Annotated in this window: 12 protein-coding genes; 6 read left to right on the forward strand and 6 right to left on the reverse strand. The window is 70.9% G+C overall.

Translation table 11 applies throughout. The features are described from left to right. Positions 1-141 precede the first annotated feature (141 nt). On the forward strand, positions 142-1,413 hold the full coding sequence (locus G5B56_RS15775; RefSeq protein ID WP_009858687.1) for a DNA recombination protein RmuC: 1,272 nt from the start codon (positions 142-144) through the stop codon (positions 1,411-1,413). Continuing rightward, the gene (locus G5B56_RS15780; protein WP_164963846.1) at positions 1,406-2,584 is read left to right on the forward strand and encodes an MFS transporter; all 1,179 of its coding nucleotides are present in this window, start codon (positions 1,406-1,408) and stop codon (positions 2,582-2,584) included. Before G5B56_RS15775 ends, G5B56_RS15780 begins: the two co-directional genes overlap by 8 nt. Here the strand turns inward: G5B56_RS15780 and G5B56_RS15785 are convergent. From G5B56_RS15785 to G5B56_RS15805, 5 genes are all read right to left on the reverse strand, one after another. Next, positions 2,581-3,198, reverse strand: coding sequence for a glutaredoxin family protein (locus G5B56_RS15785; protein ID WP_164963847.1), 618 nt, complete (start codon positions 3,196-3,198; stop codon positions 2,581-2,583). The genes G5B56_RS15780 and G5B56_RS15785 overlap by 4 nt on opposite strands. Positions 3,199-3,207: 9 nt before the next feature. Next, a complete protein-coding gene (locus G5B56_RS15790; protein ID WP_164963848.1) occupies positions 3,208-5,250 on the reverse strand; it encodes a M3 family metallopeptidase in 2,043 nt (680 codons plus the stop codon). Next, entirely contained in the window at positions 5,247-6,098 is an 852-nt protein-coding gene (folD, locus tag G5B56_RS15795) for a bifunctional methylenetetrahydrofolate dehydrogenase/methenyltetrahydrofolate cyclohydrolase FolD (RefSeq protein ID WP_164963849.1), read from the reverse strand. The genes G5B56_RS15790 and folD overlap by 4 nt, the downstream gene beginning before the upstream one ends. A gap of 73 nt (positions 6,099-6,171) precedes the next feature. Further along, complete coding sequence (locus tag G5B56_RS15800) at positions 6,172-6,795, reverse strand: response regulator transcription factor (protein ID WP_009856189.1); 624 nt, start codon at positions 6,793-6,795, stop codon at positions 6,172-6,174. Next, positions 6,792-9,380: a PAS domain-containing sensor histidine kinase gene (locus tag G5B56_RS15805; protein ID WP_164963850.1), complete on the reverse strand. Its 2,589-nt coding sequence runs from the start codon at positions 9,378-9,380 to the stop codon at positions 6,792-6,794. The genes G5B56_RS15800 and G5B56_RS15805 overlap by 4 nt, the downstream gene beginning before the upstream one ends. Positions 9,381-9,544: 164 nt before the next feature. On the opposite strand from G5B56_RS15805, the gene aceE reads away from it, so the two are divergent. From aceE to lpdA, 3 genes are read left to right on the forward strand one after another with little or no spacing between them, the layout of a single operon-like run. Further along, complete coding sequence (aceE, locus tag G5B56_RS15810) at positions 9,545-12,247, forward strand: pyruvate dehydrogenase (acetyl-transferring), homodimeric type (protein WP_164963851.1); 2,703 nt, start codon at positions 9,545-9,547, stop codon at positions 12,245-12,247. Positions 12,248-12,275: 28 nt separating this feature from the next. Continuing rightward, a complete protein-coding gene (aceF, locus tag G5B56_RS15815; protein WP_164963852.1) occupies positions 12,276-13,940 on the forward strand; it encodes a dihydrolipoyllysine-residue acetyltransferase in 1,665 nt (554 codons plus the stop codon). Positions 13,941-13,952: 12 nt separating this feature from the next. Beyond that, complete coding sequence (gene lpdA, locus G5B56_RS15820; RefSeq protein ID WP_164963853.1) at positions 13,953-15,710, forward strand: dihydrolipoyl dehydrogenase; 1,758 nt, start codon at positions 13,953-13,955, stop codon at positions 15,708-15,710. 94 nt (positions 15,711-15,804) lie between these two features. Here the strand turns inward: lpdA and G5B56_RS15825 are convergent, their stop codons facing one another. After that, positions 15,805-16,107 (reverse strand): high-potential iron-sulfur protein, encoded by a 303-nt coding sequence (locus tag G5B56_RS15825; RefSeq protein WP_009856858.1) that lies wholly within the window; start codon positions 16,105-16,107, stop codon positions 15,805-15,807. A gap of 260 nt (positions 16,108-16,367) precedes the next feature. Here G5B56_RS15825 and G5B56_RS15830 point away from each other — a divergent pair, with 260 nt between their 5' ends. Next, positions 16,368-17,789, forward strand: a complete 1,422-nt coding sequence (locus G5B56_RS15830; protein WP_164963854.1) for an EAL domain-containing protein — start codon at positions 16,368-16,370, stop codon at positions 17,787-17,789. Positions 17,790-17,799: the final 10 nt, after the last annotated feature.

Raw genomic sequence — 17,799 nt, forward strand, 5'->3', positions numbered from 1 at the left:
CGGCGCGCCCGTGGTGGTGGACAAGGCCGCCCACTGTACCGACCACCCTCCGGCCTTCGTGAGAACCCTCACGGATCGCGGGCATGAATCCCGCTTCCGTTGGCACCGCCAGCGCCGGGCCGGGCCTGAGACAATCGTGTGATGCCCGACTGGACCGTTCCGGCGCTGCTGGCGCTGAACCTGCTGCTGCTGGCCTGGATCGCGCTGCGCCGTCCCGACGACGGCGCCGAGCGCCGACTGGAAACCGAACTGCGCGACGAACTGGCGCGCACGACGACGACGCTGCGCGCCGACCTGGCGACGCTGCAGCGTTCGCTGCTGGCCCATGGCGGCGAGAACCAGCGCACGCAGAACGAGCAGATCGATGCGATCCGCCGCCAGCTCGCCGCGTCGCAGGTGCAGGCCGAGGCCTCGATGCGGCGTTTCGGCGAGACGCTGGCCGAGCGGCTGCAATCGCTGTCGGACGCCAACGAACGCCGCCTGGGCGCGCTGCAGGAGGGCAACGAGCGCAAGCTCGAGCAGATGCGCGTGACCGTCGACGAGAAGCTGCAATCGACGCTGGAGCAGCGCCTGGGCGAGAGCTTCCGCCAGGTCGCCGAGCGCCTGGAGCAGGTGCACCGCGGCCTGGGCGAGATGCAGACGCTGGCGCGCGACGTCGGCGCGCTGAGCCGGGTGCTGAACAACGTCAAGACCCGCGGCGTCTTCGGCGAGGTGCAGCTCGCAGCGCTGCTGGAGCAGGTGTTCACCGCCGAGCAGTACGCGGCCAACGTCGCCACCGTGCCGGGCAGCAACGAGCGTGTCGAGTTCGCGATCCGCCTGCCGGGCCAGAAGGACGGCGCACCGCTGTGGCTGCCGATCGATGCCAAGTTCCCGCGCGAGGACTACGAGCGCCTGCTCGACGCCCACGAACGCGCCGACGCCGCCGGCGTCGAGACCGCGGCGCGGGCCATCGAGCAGCGCCTGCGTGCCGAGGCGCGAACGATCCGCCAGAAGTACGTCGCGCCGCCGCACACCACCGATTTCGCGATCCTGTTCGTGCCCACCGAAGGCCTGTACGCCGAGGCGCTGCGCCGCCCCGGGCTGGTCGACGCGCTGCAGCGCGAGCAGCGTGTGATGCTGGCCGGGCCGACGACGCTGCTGGCGACGCTCAACAGCCTGCAGATGGGTTTCCGCACGCTGGCGCTGGAGCGCCGCTCGGCCGAGGTCTGGGAGGTGCTGGGCGCGGTGAAGACCGAGTTCGGCAAGTTCGGCGACGTGCTCGCCAAGACCAAGAAGAAGCTCGAGGAAGCGCACGGCGCGATCGACCAGGCCGAGGTGCGCACGCGCCAGATGGCGCGCCAGCTGAAGGGCGTCGAGGCCCTGCCCGAGGAGCGTGCGGTCGAGCTGCTGCCCGGCGACGGCCGCGATGGCTGAGACGGCTGCCGCGCCGGCGCACGGCCGGGGCTGGCTGGCGGCGCTGATCGCCGGCCAGGTGGGCCTGCACGCGGCGATGGCGGGCCTGCGCATGGCCGCGCCGCTGCAGGCGCTGCGCGAGGGCTACAGCCCCTGGGCTGTGGGCCTGCTGCTGGCGCTGTTCGCCGCCGCGCCGGTGGTGCTGGCGCTGCACTCCGGGCGCCTGGCCGACCGCCACGGCTACCACCGGCCGGTGCACATCGCCATCGGCCTGGTGACGGCGGCGCTGCTGCTGGCGCTGGCCGCCGACTTCGCCGGCGGCAGGGCCGGCTTCGGGCTGTTGTGCCTGGCGGCGATGCTGGCCGGCGCCGGCGCCAACATGGGCATGCTGACGATCCAGCGCACCGCCGGGCTGGCTGCGCACGACGGGCCGCAGCGCGTGCGCATCTTCAGCTGGCTGGGCATCGCGCCGTCGTTCTCGAATGTCGTCGGCCCGGTGGCGATCGGCTTCGCGATCGACTTGGCGGGTTTCGCCGCCGGCTACGCGCTGATGCTGCTGCTGCCTCTGGTGACGCTGTTCAGTGCGCGGCGGGTCGAGCGTGTGGTGCCCGCTGCGCAGGCCCCACGGCATGGAACGTCGTGGGACCTGCTCGATGCGCCGGGTCTGAAGCGGCTGCTGCTGGTCAACTGGCTGCTGTCGATGTGCTGGGACGTGCACAGCTTCGCCGTGCCCATCCTCGGCCACGAGCGCGGCTACAGCGCCTCGACGATCGGGCTGGTGCTGGGCACCTTCACGCTGTCGGTGACGGCGGTGCGCGTGCTGATCCCGTGGATCGCCCACCGGCTCGACGAGACCACCGTCGTGCGCGCCGCGATGCTGGGCACCGGCATCGTCTTCGCGGCCTATCCGCTGGCCTCGTCGCCATGGGCGATGGGCGGCTGCGCGGTGCTGCTGGGCGTGACGCTGGGCGCGGTGCAGCCGATGATCATGTCGACGCTGCACCAGCTGACGCCGGCGCACCGCCACGGCGAGGCGCTGGCCTTCCGCTCGATGGCGATCAACGCGTCGAGCACGGTGATGCCGCTGGTCTTCGGCGCCGCCGGCACGGTGGTCGGCGCGGCGGTGCTGTTCTGGGCCGTCGGCGGCGCGGTCGGCGCCGGCTCGTGGATGGCGCGGCGGCCGGGCGGCTAGAAGCGGATGCCGGCGTCGTCGCCAGCCCCGGCGGCGGGCGGTGCTGGGGGCGGCACCTGCGCGGGCTCGGCTGCGGCCGGCGGCGGGGACGCCCGGCCCTCGGCCAGCGGCGTCACCGCGGGTGGCTGCCAGCTCCTGGGCAGCTTGGACTCGCGCGGATAACCGGCCGCGTCGAGGTAGGCGTTCCAGTCGGCGGGCGACAGGCCGCGCAGCACCTGCTGGCCGACCGTCAGCGCCGGCACGGTGCGCGCGCCGGTCAGGCGTTCGAGCGCCAGCGTGTCGTCGTCGCTGGCCACGGCGCGCTCGCGATAGGGCACGCCGCGCTGCTGCAGCAGCGTGCGTGCGCTGTCGCAGGGCGGGCATTCGGCCGCGGCATAGAGCACGACCGGGTAACGCGCGCTGGCCTGGCGCAGCTCCAGCGGCAGCGAGGCATCGCCCAGCGGCGTCGACTCGCCGTGGCGGCCGATGCTGGTGATGCGCGCGTTGGATGCGACCGGCGGCCGGTCGGTGTAGGTCACGCTGCCGTCGGGCCCGATCACCTTGTACAGCGACCAGGCCGGCAGGCAGGTCGCGGCGAGCGTGATGGCGGCGGCGAGTTGGCGCGTGCGGAGCATGGCGGCAATCTAGCGCAGGACGGCGGCGCCGGGGAGCGTCATGCCCTGGTGGCGCAACAGCGCATCGAGACGGGGTTCACGCCCGCGGAAGGCGACGAAGCTCTCCAGCGCCGGCCGGCTGCCGCCGGCCTCGAGCACGCATTCGCGGAAACGGCGCCCGGTCGCCGGGTCGAAGACGCCGGCTTCCTCGAAGGCGCTGAAGGCGTCGGCCGACAGCACCTCCGCCCAGGCGTAGCTGTAGTAGCCCGCCGAGTAGCCGCCGTCGAACAGGTGCGTGAAGCTGTGCGGGAAGCGATGCCAGTCGGGCATCGCCCAGCCGCCGATCTCGGCGCGCACCTCCTCGACCAGCGCCATCACGCGCGCTTCGGCGCCCGGCTCGGCGTGCAGCCGCATGTCGAACAGGCCGAACTCCGCGTGGCGCAGCATCATCAGCCCGCTCTGGAAGTTCTTCGCCGCGACCATGCGCTCGAAGAGCTCGCGCGGCAGCGCCTCGCCGGTGTCGACGTGCGCCGACAGCCGCGACAGCACCTCCCACTCCCAGGCGAAGTTCTCCATGAACTGGCTGGGCAGCTCGACGGCGTCCCATTCGACGCCGCTGATGCCGGCCACCGCCAGCTCGTCGACCTGGGTCAGCATGTGGTGCAGACCGTGGCCAAACTCGTGGAACAGCGTGACGACGTCGTCGTGCGACAGCAGCGCCGGCTTGTCGCCGACCGGCGGCGCGAAGTTGCAGACCAGGTGCGCCAGCGGCCACTGCAGGCCGCCGCCGTCGGGCCGCTGCCAGCGGCCGCGCGCGTCGTCCATCCAGGCGCCGGACTGCTTGCCGGGCCGGGCGTGGAGGTCCAGGTAGACGCCGGCGATCGTGCGGCGGTCGCGGCGCAGCTCGCAGAAGCGCACGTCCGGGTGCCAGACCGGCGCCTCGGCGGGCACGATCTCGACCTCGAACAGCGTGCGCACCAGATCGAACAGGCCATCGAGCACCCGCGGCTCGGTGAAGTACTGGCGGACCTCGGCGTTGGAGAAGGCGTAGCGCGACTGCTTCAGGCGTTCGCTGGCGTAGCGCCGGTCCCAGGGCTGCAGCGGCGACAGGCCGAGCTCGCGTGCGGCGAAGTCTTCGAGTTCCTGCTTGTCGGCCTGCGCGAAAGGCCGTGCGCGCTGCGCGAGGTCGCGGATGAAGTCCATCACCTGCGCCGGCGTCTCGGCCATCTTCGGCACCAGCGAGACCTCGGCATGGCTGGCCAGGCCGAGCAGCGCGGCTTCTTCCTGGCGCAGCGCGACGATCTCGGCGATCAGCGGGCCGTTGTCGAGCTCGGCGGCGCCGAACTCGCTGGCACGCGTGGCGTCGGCGCGGAACAGCTGCTCGCGCACAGTGCGGTCGTGCGCGTACTGCAGCACCGGGCGCAGCACCGGCTCGTGCAGCGTCAGCTTGTGGCCGTCGCGGCCTTCGGCGGCGGCCGCGGCGCGTGTGGCCTCGACGACGTCGGCCGGAACCCCGGCCAGCGCCGCCGTCTCGACGTAGAGCGCGAAGCCGTCGGTGGCGTCGAGCACGTGTTCGCCGAAGCTCTGGCACAGCTCGGCCAGGCGCGACTGGATGGCGGCGAAACGTTCGCGCGCCGCGCCCCGCAGCTCGGCGCCGCCGAGCACGAAGTCGCGCAGCGCATCGGCCAGCGCCTTGCGGCGCGCCGGGGCCAGTGTCGCGGCCTCGGGCCGCGCTGCGACCGCCTTGTACTTGGCGTACAGGCGTTCGTCGGCGCCCAGGCGGGTCAGGAAGTCGGTGACCCGGGGCAGCGCCTCGCCATAGGCGGCGCGCAGCTCGGGCGTGTCGGCGACGGCCTGCAGATGGCCGACCGCGCTCCAGGCTCGGCGCAGGCGCTCGACCGGCACGTCCAGCGCGAGCGACAACGCCTCGTACTCGGCCGGCACGGCGTCGGAGACGGCGGCTTCCAGCGCCGCGTCGGCCTCGGCCAGCAGCGCGTCGACCGCCGGCACGACGTGCTCGGCGCGGATCTCGGCGAACCGCGGCAGGCCGGAGAAGTCGAGCAGCGGGCTCAACGCGCCGCGCCCTGGGCCGTCTCGGCCGCCTGCAGCGTGTTGACGAGCAGCATCGTGATCGTCATCGGGCCGACGCCGCCGGGCACCGGGGTGATCCAGCCGGCGACTTCGCGCACGGCGGCGAAATCGACGTCGCCGCAGAGCTTGCCTTCGTCGTTGCGGTTCATGCCGACGTCGATGACGATCGCGCCGGGCTTGACCATGTCGGCGGTGACCGTGTTGCGCCGGCCGACTGCGGCGACGACGACGTCGGCCTGGCGCACGTGGTGGGCGAGGTCGGTGGTGCCGCTGTGGCAGACGGTGACGGTGGCGTTGGCCTGCAGCAGCAGCAGCGCCATCGGCTTGCCGACGGTGTTGCTGCGGCCGATGACGACCGCGTGCTTGCCCTTCAGGCTCTGGCCGGTGCTCTCGATCAGCTTCATGCAGCCGAACGGCGTGCACGGGCGCAGGCCGGGCAGGCCGCTGGCCAGCTCGCCGGCCGACAGCACCGAGAAGCCGTCGACGTCCTTCTCGGGCGCGATCGCGGCGATGACCTTCTGCGGGTCGATGTGTTTGGGCAGCGGCATCTGCACCAGGATGCCGTCGATCGCCGGGTCGGCGTTGAGCGCGGCGATGCGTGCCAGCAGCGCGGTCTCTGCGAGGTCGGCGTCGTACTTCTCGAACACCGAGTGCAGGCCGCTCTCGCCGCAGGCCTTGATCTTGTTGCGCACGTAGACCGCGCTGGCCGGGTCTTCGCCGACGAGGATGACGGCCAGGCCCGGGCGGCGGGGCAGGGCGGCGGCACGTTCGGCGACGCCGGCACGGAGGGTTCGGGACAGCGCGACGCCGTCGATCAGCTGGGCGGTCATTCTTCTATCGGCTCCACAAACGAGAAAGGCCGCTGGGGCAGCGGCCTCGGGGGACGGGTGTATCGGGTGCGGCTCAGGCCTTGCCGTGCGCGCCGAGCGCGATCTTCAGCAGGTCGGCGACGGTGTTGGCGTTGAGCTTTTCCATGATGTTGGCGCGGTGCGCCTCCACCGTCTTGATGCTGATGCCCAGGTCGTCGGCGATCTGCTTGTTCAGGCGGCCGGCGACGATGCGCTCGAGCACCTGCGACTCGCGCGTCGTCAGGCGCGCCAGCAGCGCGTCGCGGCTGGCCTGCTCCTGGTGCTGGCTGAAGGCCTGGCGCGCCTGGTCGAGCATGCGTTCGACCAGCGACACGAGTTCCTCTTCCTTGAAGGGCTTCTCGATGAAGTCCATCGCGCCCTTCTTCATCGTCGTGACGGCCATCGGCACGTCGCCGTGGCCGGTGATGAAGACGATCGGCAGCGGGCTCTTGCGTTCGAGCAGGCGGTCCTGCAGTTCCAGGCCGCTCATGCCGTCCATGCGGATGTCGGCGATGAGGCACGCCACTTCGCGCGGATCGAAGCGCGCGAGGAAGGACTCGGCCGAGTCGAAGCACTTGACGCGGTAGTCCTTGCCTTCCAGCAACCACTGCAGCGAATCGCGTACGGCCTCGTCGTCGTCGACGACGTAGACGGTGCCCTTCTTGGGGATCAGGCTCATGTGGAGGTGACGGTGGTGGTGGATGAAACCGCCATGCCCGCCTCGTCTCCCGTGCCTGCCGCCTCGTGGCGCGCCGCGATGTCGACGGGCAGGGTGAAGGCGAAACGGCAGCCGACGATGTGGTGGCCATTGTAGAGGTTCTGGGCCCTCATCCGCCCTCGGTGAGACTCGATGATCGAGCGACAGAGGGACAGCCCGATGCCCAGCCCTTCGGCCTTGGTCGAGAAGAAGGCTTCGTACAGCCGGCCCAGCACTTCCTCCTTGATGCCCGGGCCCATGTCGGTGACGCTGAACTCGATGACGTCGCCTTCCTCCTGGGCGTAACGTGGCACCACCGACAGCTCGATGTGGCGCCGTGCCGGCGGCAGCGCGGCGCTGTCGATCGCCTCGGCGGCGTTCTTCAGCAGGTTCAGCAGCACCTGCTCGACGAGGATCGGGTCGCACATCAGCGTCGGCAGGCGCTGCGCGACGTAGGTGTGGATCGCCACCTGGCGCCGGCGCAGCTCGATGCCGGCCAGGTCGACGGCGTCCTCGACGATCTGCTGGGCCTGCGCCGGCTGGCGCTGCGGCTCGCTGCGTTTCACGAACGAGCGGATGCGGTGGATGATCTGGCCGGCGCGTTCGGCCTGGCGCGCGGTCTTCTGCAGCGCGGCCACCAGATCGTCCTGCGAGATGCTGCCGGCCTTCACGCGCGAGACCATGCCGTTGCAGTAGTTGGTGATCGCCGTCAGCGGCTGGTTCAGCTCGTGCGCGACCGACGAGGCCATCTCGCCCATCGTCACCAGCCGGCTCGTCACCTGCGCCTTCTCGGCCTGCATCGCGGTCTGCTCCTCGGCGCGGCGGCGGGCGGTGATGTCGGTGGCGATCAGCATCTGCGCCAGCCGGCCGTCGGTCCACTGCAGGTAGCGCGAGCGCACGTCGAACCACTTCTGCAGCGACTCGACGAAGACCTCGCGCGGGCTGGTGCCGACCTCGGTCAGCTCGTGCGTCGGCAGACCGGAGAGCTGGTCGACGTCGTCCTCGGCGCCGGGCATGAACTCGGCCGGCGTGGCGCCGCCGGTCAGCAGCGCGTGGCCGCGTGCGTCGCCGCCGAACCACAGCCGGTACGAGCGGTTGGTGAACAGCAGCTCGCCCTGCTGCACCGAGAGCACCGAGACCGAGGCGTCCAGGCCCTCCAGCACGGTCGTGAAACGTTCGTGCGAGGCCGAGAGCTGGTCGCGGATGCGCTTGGCCTCGGTGATGTTGGTCATCGAGGTCATCCAGCCGGTCTGCTGCCCCTTGGGGTCGATCAGCGGCGAGACGTACATGCGCGCGTCGAAGACCAGGCCGTCCTTGCGCATCACCTTGACCTCGATGCCGCCCGACGGGCTGCGGCCCTGCAGCTCGAGCTGCAGGAAGCGGCCGTTCTCCTCGACACGGTCGGGCGGCCAGTACGGGAAGGGCGGCAGGCGGCCGATCAGCTCGTGCTCGGCGAAGCCCGTCATCTGGCAGAAGGCCGCGTTCACGTAGGTCATGCGGCCGTCCAGGTCCATCGCGCGCATGCCGGTGGGCATGGAGTTCTCCATCGCGCGGCGGAAGTTGGTCTCCTGGGTCAGCGCCTCCTGGATGCGCACGCGGTGGCGCATGTGGCGCCAGGTGCCGAGCAGCATCCAGACCGTCAGCCCGGCCAGCGCGACGACCATCCAGAACAGCGTGTTGCTGACCAGGCCCTTGGACGTCGGGTAGCCCTGGCCACGCAGCATCAGGCCGTTCAGCGCGGGCGTCAGCGGCGCGTCGCTGACCAGCGGCTCGCGGCCGCCGGCGGCGTCGGGCAGGCGCGTCACGGTGCTGGCCAGCACGCTGCCGTACTGGTCGACGACCGAGACCATGTGCCGCCGCGCCACGTCCTCGGGCACGAAGTTGCGCAGCAGCGTGTCCACCGAGTACTCGACGACCAGCACGCCGCTGAAGCGGCCGCGCTCGATCAGCGGCATCTGCAGCTGGAAGTACGGGTTGCCGATGTCGTCGACGAAGGAGCCGGAGTAGGTCGGCAGCCGGGTCGTGCGGGCGCTGTCGAAGGCCTGCGCCGCGGCGCCGTTGCGGGCTGTCAGCGGGGCCAGCGGCGCCTGCGCGCCGGGGCGGCCTTCGCGCACGCTCGCGTCGGGCGCGTACAGCGTGGCGAGGTGGATCGCGATCGGAACGCGGTCGGCCCCGACCCAGCTCACCTGGATGACCTCGGGCCTGTCCTTGGAGAACGCCGTCGCCTGCTCGATGAAACGCTCCGGCGACAGGCCCGGCGCGACCATCTCGCGCGCCACCGGCGTCAGCAGTTCCTGGTTCTGGATCAGGCGCAGGCCGATCTGCTGCTGGGTCAGCTCGGCGTCGCGCTTGATCGACTCGGTCTCGCGCACGATCTCCTCGTTGCGCAGATACCAGAAGGCCGCGGTGATCGCCGCGAGGAACAGCAGCACCGACATCAGCGGCCCGAGCGTCGCCAGCCGGTCCTGGCGCGCCGGCGAGAGTCCGCGCCACCAGCCGGCGAACGGGCGGCGGCGGCGGGTGGCCGGCGCCGCGCGGCCGGACGGGGAAGCGGATTTCGGAGCCATGACCCATTATCCCGAGCGTGCCGGCGAAATCCGCCCGGGGGCAACGCCGAGTCGGCGTGCTCCGGGTCTCATATCTCGCAATGCGATAAAGCCCTGCACTATTCGGAATGCGTGGCACGTGACAAACTCCCCGCCGTCCGAGATCGACCACAAAGGAGACAAGCATGTCCGCAATGCCGGAGGCCCTGCCGGGCGACCCCCGGGACCACGACGCGCAGGAGACGCGCGAATGGCTGGAGGCGCTGTCGGCGGTCATCGCCAACGAAGGCCCCGAGCGGGCGCACTACCTGCTCGATCAGCTGATCGACGAGGCGCGCCGTTCCGGTGTCGGCATGCCGTTCTCGGCCAACACCGCCTACGTCAACACGATCCCGCCCCACGAGGAGGAGCGCAGCCCCGGCAATCTCGAGCTCGAGGGCCGGCTGCGTGCGGCGATGCGCTGGAACGCGATGGCGATGGTCGTCAAGGCCAACCGCCTGCACCCGGAGGACGGTGGTGACCTGGGCGGCCACATCAGCTCGTTCGCCTCGGTGGCGCACATGTTCGCCGCCGGCTTCAACCATTTCTGGCACGGCGACAGCGAAGGTCATGGCGGCGACCTGCTCTACATCCAGGGCCACAGCGCGCCCGGCATCTACGCCCGCGCCTTCCTGGAAGGACGCCTGACCGAGGAGCAGCTGCTGAACTTCCGCCAGGAAGTCGGCGGCAAGGGGCTGTCGAGCTACCCGCATCCGAAGCTGATGCCCGACTTCTGGCAGTTCCCGACCGTCAGCATGGGCCTGGGCCCGCTGATGGCGATCTACCAGGCGCGTTTCCTCAAGTACCTGCACGCGCGCGGCATCGCCGACACCTCCAAGCGCAAGGTCTGGGTGTTCCTGGGCGACGGCGAGATGGACGAGCCGGAGAGCACCGGCGCCATCGGCCTGGCGGCGCGCGAGAAGCTCGACAACCTGATCTTCGTCGTCAACTGCAACCTGCAGCGCCTGGACGGCCCGGTGCGCGGCAACGGCAAGATCATCCAGGAGCTCGAAGGCGAGTTCCGCGGCGCCGGCTGGAACGTCATCAAGCTGATCTGGGGCAGCAACTGGGACCCGCTGCTGGCGCGCGACAAGGATGGGGCGCTGCGCCGCATCATGATGGACACGCTGGACGGCGACTACCAGGCCTTCAAGGCCAACGACGGCGCCTTCGTGCGCAAGCACTTCTTCGGCCGCGACCCGCGCACGCTGGAGATGGTGTCCAAGATGAGCGACAGCGACATCTGGCAGCTGCGCCGCGGCGGCCACGACGCCAACAAGGTCTACGCCGCCTTCCACCGCGCCAACGCCCACACCGGCCAGCCGACCGTCGTGCTCGTGAAGACCGTCAAGGGCTACGGCATGGGCAAGGCCGGCGAAGGCAAGAACACCGCGCACCAGGCCAAGAAGCTCAGCGACGACGACATCCGCTACTTCCGCGACCGTTTCAACGTGCCGATCCCGGACAGCGAGCTGCCGAAGATCCCGTTCTACAAGCCGGCCGACGACACGCCGGAAATGCGCTACCTGCACGAGCGCCGCAAGGCGCTGGGCGGCTACCTGCCGGCGCGCCGCCGCAAGGCCGAGGAGAGCTTCGTCGTGCCGCCGCTGGAGACCTTCAAGGCCGTGCTCGAGCCCACGGCCGAAGGCCGCGAGATCAGCACCACCCAGGCCTACGTGCGTTGCCTGACGCAGCTGCTGCGTGACGCGGCGCTGGGCCCGCGTGTCGTGCCGATCCTCGTCGACGAGGCGCGCACCTTCGGCATGGAAGGCCTGTTCCGCCAGATCGGCATCTACAACCCCGAGGGCCAGAAGTACACGCCGGTCGATCGCGACCAGGTCATGTACTACCGCGAGGACAAGGCCGGCCAGATCCTGCAGGAAGGCATCAACGAGGCCGGCGGCATGGCCAGCTGGATCGCCGCGGCGACCTCGTACTCGACGAACAACCGGATCATGATCCCGTTCTTCGTCTACTACTCGATGTTCGGCTTCCAGCGCATCGGCGACCTGGCCTGGGCCGCCGGCGACATGCAGGCGCGCGGCTTCCTGCTGGGCGGCACCTCGGGGCGCACGACGCTCAACGGCGAGGGCCTGCAGCACGAGGACGGCCACAGCCACATCCTGGCCGGCACGATCCCGAACTGCGTCAGCTACGACCCGAGCTTCGCGCACGAGGTCGGCGTCATCCTGCACCACGGCCTCAAGCGCATGGTCGAGCAGCAGGAGAACGTCTTCTTCTACGTCACGCTGCTCAACGAGAACTACCCGATGCCCGGCCTGAAACCCGGCACCGAGGAGCAGATCATCAAGGGCCTGTACCTGCTGGAGCCCGGCGCCGAGCACCCGCCCAAGGTGAACCTGCTGGGCAGCGGCACGATCCTGCGCGAAGCCCAGGCCGCACGCGACCTGCTGGCCGCCGACTGGGGCGTGTCGGCCAACGTCTGGAGCGCGCCGAGCTTCAACGAGCTGACACGCGACGGCCAGGACTGCGAACGCTGGAACCTGCTGAACCCGACGGCCGAGCCGCGTGTGCCCTACGTCGCGCAGCAACTGGGCGCGCATGCCGGCCCGGTCGTCGCGTCGACCGACTACATGAAGAACTACGCCGAGCAGATCCGCCCGTTCATGCCCAAGGGCCGCGTCTACAAGGTGCTGGGCACCGACGGCTTCGGCCGCAGCGACTTCCGCAGCCGGCTGCGTTCGCACTTCGAGGTCGACCGCCACCACATCGTCGTCGCCGCGCTGAAGGCGCTGGCCGAGGAGGGCACGGTGCCGCCGGCCAAGGTCGCCGAGGCGATCGCCAAGTACGGTCTGGACCCGGCCAAGCCGAACCCGCTGTACGCCTGAGAATCGAAAAGACGAACGGAGATAACCCATGGCGGTGGTGGAACTGAAGGTCCCCGACATCGGCGACTTCAAGGAGGTCGAGGTCATCGAGCTGCTGGTCAAGCCGGGCGACACGATCGCGCTGGACCAGTCGCTGGCGACGGTCGAGTCGGACAAGGCCTCGATGGAGATCCCGGCCGAGCGCGCCGGCACGGTGCGCGAGCTGAAGATCCAGCTCGGCGACAAGGTCAGCCAGGGCAGCCTGATCGCGCTGCTCGAGGTGGGCGACGACGCCGCAGCACCGGCGGCGCCGGCCGCGGCACCCGTGGCCGCACCCGCGGCGCCTGCGCCTGCAGCGCTCGCGGCAGCACCGGCGGCCGCTGCGGCGACCGGCCGCGTCGAGGTCCTGGTGCCCGACATCGGCGACTTCGCCGAAGTCACGGTCATCGAGGTCTTCGTCAATCCCGGCGACACGATCAAGGCCGAGCAGAGCCTGATCACCGTCGAGAGCGACAAGGCCTCGATGGAGATCCCGTCCTCGCACGGCGGCGTGCTGCGCGAGCTGAAGGTCAAGCTCGGCGACAAGGTCAGCCGCGGTTCGGTGATCGCGGTGCTCGAGGTCGCGGCGGCCAGCGCGCCGATGGCACCGGCCGCGGCACCGGCCCCCGCAAGCGCTCCGGCTGCCCCGGCTCCGGCAGCCGCCGCCGCCCCGGTCGCCGCGCCCGCCGCCGCCCCGGTGCCGGCGCACGACCCGACGGCGCCGGTCTCGGCCGCGCTGCCGCATGCCTCGCCGTCGATCCGGCGTTATGCGCGTGAGCTCGGCGTGCCGCTGGAAGAGATCAAGGGCAGCGGCCCCAAGGGCCGCATCACCCAGGAAGACGTGCAGGCCTTCGTCAAGGGCGTGATGGCCGGCGAGGCCCAGACCAGCGCTCAGAAGGCCAAGGCGCCGGCCGCTCCGGCAGCCGCGGCCGGCGGCACGCTGCCGGGTTTGCTGCCCTGGCCGCAGGTCGACTTCACGAAGTTCGGCACCGTCGAGCGCCAGCCGCTGTCGCGCATCAAGAAGATCAGCGGCGCGAATCTGCACCGCAACTGGGTGCTGATCCCGCACGTCACCAACCACGAGGACGCGGACATCACCGAGCTGGAGGCGCTGCGTGTCCAGCTGAACAAGGAGAACGAGAAGTCGGGCGTCAAGGTCACGATGCTGGCCTTCCTGATCAAGGCCTGCGCCGCGGCACTGAAGCAGTTCCCCGAGTTCAACGCCTCGCTCGACGGCGACGAGTTGGTGCTGAAGAAGTACGTGCACATCGGCTTCGCCGCCGACACGCCCAACGGGCTGGTCGTGCCGGTGATCCGCGATGTCGACGGCAAGGGCATCCTGCAGATCAGCCGCGAGATGTCCGAACTGGCGAAGAAGGCGCGCGACGGCAAGCTGACGCCGGCCGAGATGTCCGGCGGCTGCTTCTCGATCAGCTCGCTGGGCGGCATCGGCGGCACCTACTTCACGCCGATCATCAACGCGCCCGAGGTCGCGATCCTCGGCGTCTGCCGCAGCACGATGAAGCCGCAGTGGAACGGCCGCGAGTTCGTGCCGCGCCTGATGCTGCCGCTGTCGCTGAGCTGGGACCACCGCGTCATCGACGGCGCCGCGGCGGCGCGCTTCAACGCCTTCCTGGCGTCGGTGCTGGCGGATTTCCGCCGCGTGATGCTGTAAGGGGGCACGACGATGGCCGTCATCGAGATCCGTGTTCCCGACATCGGCGACTTCAACGAGGTCGCCGTCATCGAAGTGCTGGTCGCGCCCGGCGACACGATCAAGGCCGAGCAGAGCCTGATCACCGTCGAGAGCGACAAGGCGTCGATGGAGATCCCGTCGCCGCACGCCGGCGTGCTGCAGAGCCTGGCCGTGAAGGTCGGCGACAAGGTCAGCCAGGGCGTGCTGCTGGCGAGCATCGAGACCGCTGAGGCGGCGGCGCCTGCGCCGGCCCCTGCCGCGCCGGCACCGTCGGCGCCGTCACTGGCGCCTGCGCCCCAGCCGGCCGCGGCACCGGTGGCCGCCGCCTCCGGCGGCGCCTACGACTGCGATCTGCTGGTGCTGGGCGGCGGCCCGGGCGGTTATTCGGCCGCCTTCCGCGGCGCCGACCTGGGGATGAAGGTCGTGCTCGTCGAGCGTTACCCGACGCTGGGCGGCGTCTGCCTGAACGTCGGCTGCATCCCGAGCAAGGCGCTGCTGCACGTCGCCGCGGTCGTCGACGAAGCGGCGCACCTGGCAGCCGCCGGCGTCAGCTTCGGCGCGCCGCAGATCGACCTCGATCAGCTGCGTGCGCACAAGCAGAAGGTCGTCTCCAAGCTCACCGGCGGGCTGGCCGCGATGGCCAAGATGCGCAAGGTGACGGTGGTGCAGGGCGTCGGCGCCTTTGCCGGGCCGCACGAGCTGGTCGTGGAGCTCTCGGCCGGTGGTACGCAGACGATCCGCTTCGCCCAGGCGATCATCGCCGCCGGCTCCGAGGCGGTGAAGCTGCCCTTCCTGCCCGACGACGAGCGCATCGTCACCTCCACCGGTGCGCTGCAGTTGCGCCAGAGGCCGAAGAAGATGCTCGTCATCGGCGGCGGCATCATCGGTCTGGAGATGGGCACCGTCTATTCGACGCTGGGCGCGCGCCTGGACGTCGTCGAGATGCTCGACGGTCTGATGGCCGGTGCAGACCGCGACCTTGTCAAGGTCTGGCAGAAGATGAACGCCCACCGCTTCGACCGGCTGATGCTGAAGACGAAGACGGTCGGCGCCGAAGCCACCGCCGACGGCATCCGCGTGCAGTTCGAGGCCGCTGACGGCACGCGCAGCGACGGTCTCTACGACCTCGTGCTGCAGGCCGTGGGCCGGCGCCCGAACGGGCGTTCGATCGGCGCCGAGCGTGCCGGCGTCAAGGTCGACGAACGCGGCTTCGTGCCGGTGGACGTGCAGATGCGCACCAGCGTGCCGCACATCTTCGCGATCGGCGACCTGGTCGGCCAGCCGATGCTGGCGCACAAGGCGGTGCACGAAGGCCACGTCGCGGCCGAAGTCGCCGCCGGCGACGACAAGGCGCGTTTCGACGCCCGCGTCATCCCGGGTGTGGCCTACACCGACCCCGAGGTCGCCTGGGTCGGCCTGACCGAGGACGACGCCAAGGCGCGCGGGGTGGCCGTCAAGAAGGGCCTGTTCCCGTGGTCGGCTTCCGGCCGGGCGATTGCCAACGGCCGCGACGAAGGCTTCACCAAGCTGCTGTTCGACGCCCAGACGCACCGCATCCTGGGCGGCGGCATCGTCGGCACGCATGCCGGCGACATGATCGGCGAGGTCGCGTTGGCCATCGAGATGGGCGCCGACGAGGTCGACATCGGCCGCACGATCCACCCGCACCCGACGCTGGGCGAGTCGCTGGGCCTAGCCGCCGAGGCGGCACACGGCAGCTGCACCGACCTGCCGCCGGCGCGCCGCTGACGGCGCGTCACGCAAAAGAAAGAGGGCTCCCGCGGGAGCCCTCTTCAGGGGTGAAACACCGGCCCGCGTCGGTGGCGCGGGCGATCGGGTTTCCTCAGGCCTTCTTGGCCCAGGCCGAGCACCAGCCCTTGTTCGCGACTTGCTTGCCGGCGAACAGCGGGCAGCCGCCGACGGGGTCGGTCGCCTTGCCTTGGAACAGCGCGCAGTTGCCGCAGTGCGAACCGGCGACGAACTGCTTGTACTTGGCCTTGTCGGCCTTGGCGGCGTCCGAGACGTAGCCCAGGGCAACGGCTTGCGGGTCCTTCTCGTCCACCGGGGCGGCCATGGCGCTGCGGCCAGTCAGCAGCGCGGCGCCGGCGAGCGGGACGATCTGGATGAATTCACGACGAGAGGTCATTCGCGGTCTCCGAAAGGAAAGTCGATTCAGGTCACCCATCGCGTCGGCGCGCGGTTGAGTGGACACCCTGGACGTTAACGCATCATGAGCTTATTCGGCTGACATAGATCGCATGTCGGTCGGCTTTACGTCGTGAATGGACGTCATTGGCAGGCAAATGCAGCGAATGCAAATGATTCGCATCTGCGAATTGAAGTGTTTTGCCACGCTTTTGCGGTGCATGCCTCAAGTCCTGCGCCTGCGCTGACGAAGCTGCTGGCATGCTGGGCGTGCGCCGCATGTCCGGCGCCGAAGCGGAGTGCCCGATCGTGTCGCAGCTTCCCGACTCGATGACCGACCTGCTGCGCCGTCGCCTGGCGTCCTGGTACGCGGCGCGGCGTGACGCCGTGGCCGACCTGCCGAAACCGCCTGCTCACGCCGATGCTCGGCCGGCGGCGGCGCAGGTCGAGGCCTTGCGGCTGCGTGCCCACACCGATCCCGTCACGGGGCTGCCCAACCGCCGCCATTTCCTCGGCCGCCTGGCCGGTGTGCTGGGGCAGGGCGCGGCGCCGGAGTGTTCGCTGCTGCTGCTGCGGGCGCTGAATCTCGGGCCGCTGGGGCTGCGCCTCGGCGACGACCCGCTGGAGCGGCGCCTGGCGCTCGTCGCCGAGGCGCTGGACGCCTACCCGAGGCGCGTGCACGGGGCGTTTGCCGGGCGCTTGAACGAAACCGACTTCGCGCTGTGCCTGCCGGCGGCCGGCGTCGCCGACGAAACCGCCCGAACGCTGCTGCAGGCCTTGCGTGCCACCCCGGCCGCCGGCCCGGGCGGCATCGAGATCGTCATCGGTGCTGCCGACGGCCTGCGCAGTGGCGAGTCCGGCGACGCGATGGCCGCCGCCGGCCTGGCGCTGGCCCAGGCCGAGGCCGCCGGGCCGTTCAGCATCGAGATCCACGCCGCCGGTGACGGTGTGCAGGGCGAGCAGGTCTGGCGCGACCGGATCGCCGAGGCGCTGCACGACGGCCGCGCGCGGCTGGCCGAGTTCCCGGTCTGCGACCGCCACGGCCAGGTGCTGCACCTGGAGTGCCCGCTGCGCCTGCAGCTCGAGGCCGGCGGCCCGTTCCGCGAGGCGCAGCGCTGGCTGGCGATGGCCTCGCGCTCGCGCCTGCTGCCGCGTGTGGACCTGTCGGCGATCGAGCTTGCGCTGCTGGCCTGCTCGCGCGACGAGCGCGCGCGCTGCGTGCACGTCGGTGCCGCGTCGCTGGGCACGCCCGGCTTCATCGCCGAAGTCGAGCAGCGCCTGCTGGCCGAACCGGAGGCTGCGCTCCGGCTGCTGATCGACGTCGGCGACGGGGTCTGGCTCGAACGTGCGCTGTCGAGGCTGGGCGAAGCCGCGCGTGCCTGGCGGGCCGCCGGGGTGCGTGTCGGCGTCGAGCACGCGGGGGCCTCGACGCAGGCCTTCGTGCGCTGGGCCGAGCTCGGGCTGGACCATGTGCGCATCGAGGCCTGCTTCGTGCGCGGCAGCGCCGCCGATGCGGCGGTGCGCGAGTTCGCCGCCGGGCTGGCGGCGCTGGCCCATGCGATGGGGCTGTCGCTGGTGGCCGAAGGCGTCGACGACGCGGCTGACCTGCGCACGCTGTTCGACCTGGGCTTCGACGCGGCCACCGGTCCGGCGGTGCGGACGGCGGGCCGAGCAGCGGGCTGAGCGCCGGCCG

The organism is Rubrivivax sp. JA1026, assembly GCF_011065555.1.
GTDB classification, from domain to species: Bacteria; Pseudomonadota; Gammaproteobacteria; order Burkholderiales; family Burkholderiaceae_C; genus Rubrivivax; species Rubrivivax benzoatilyticus.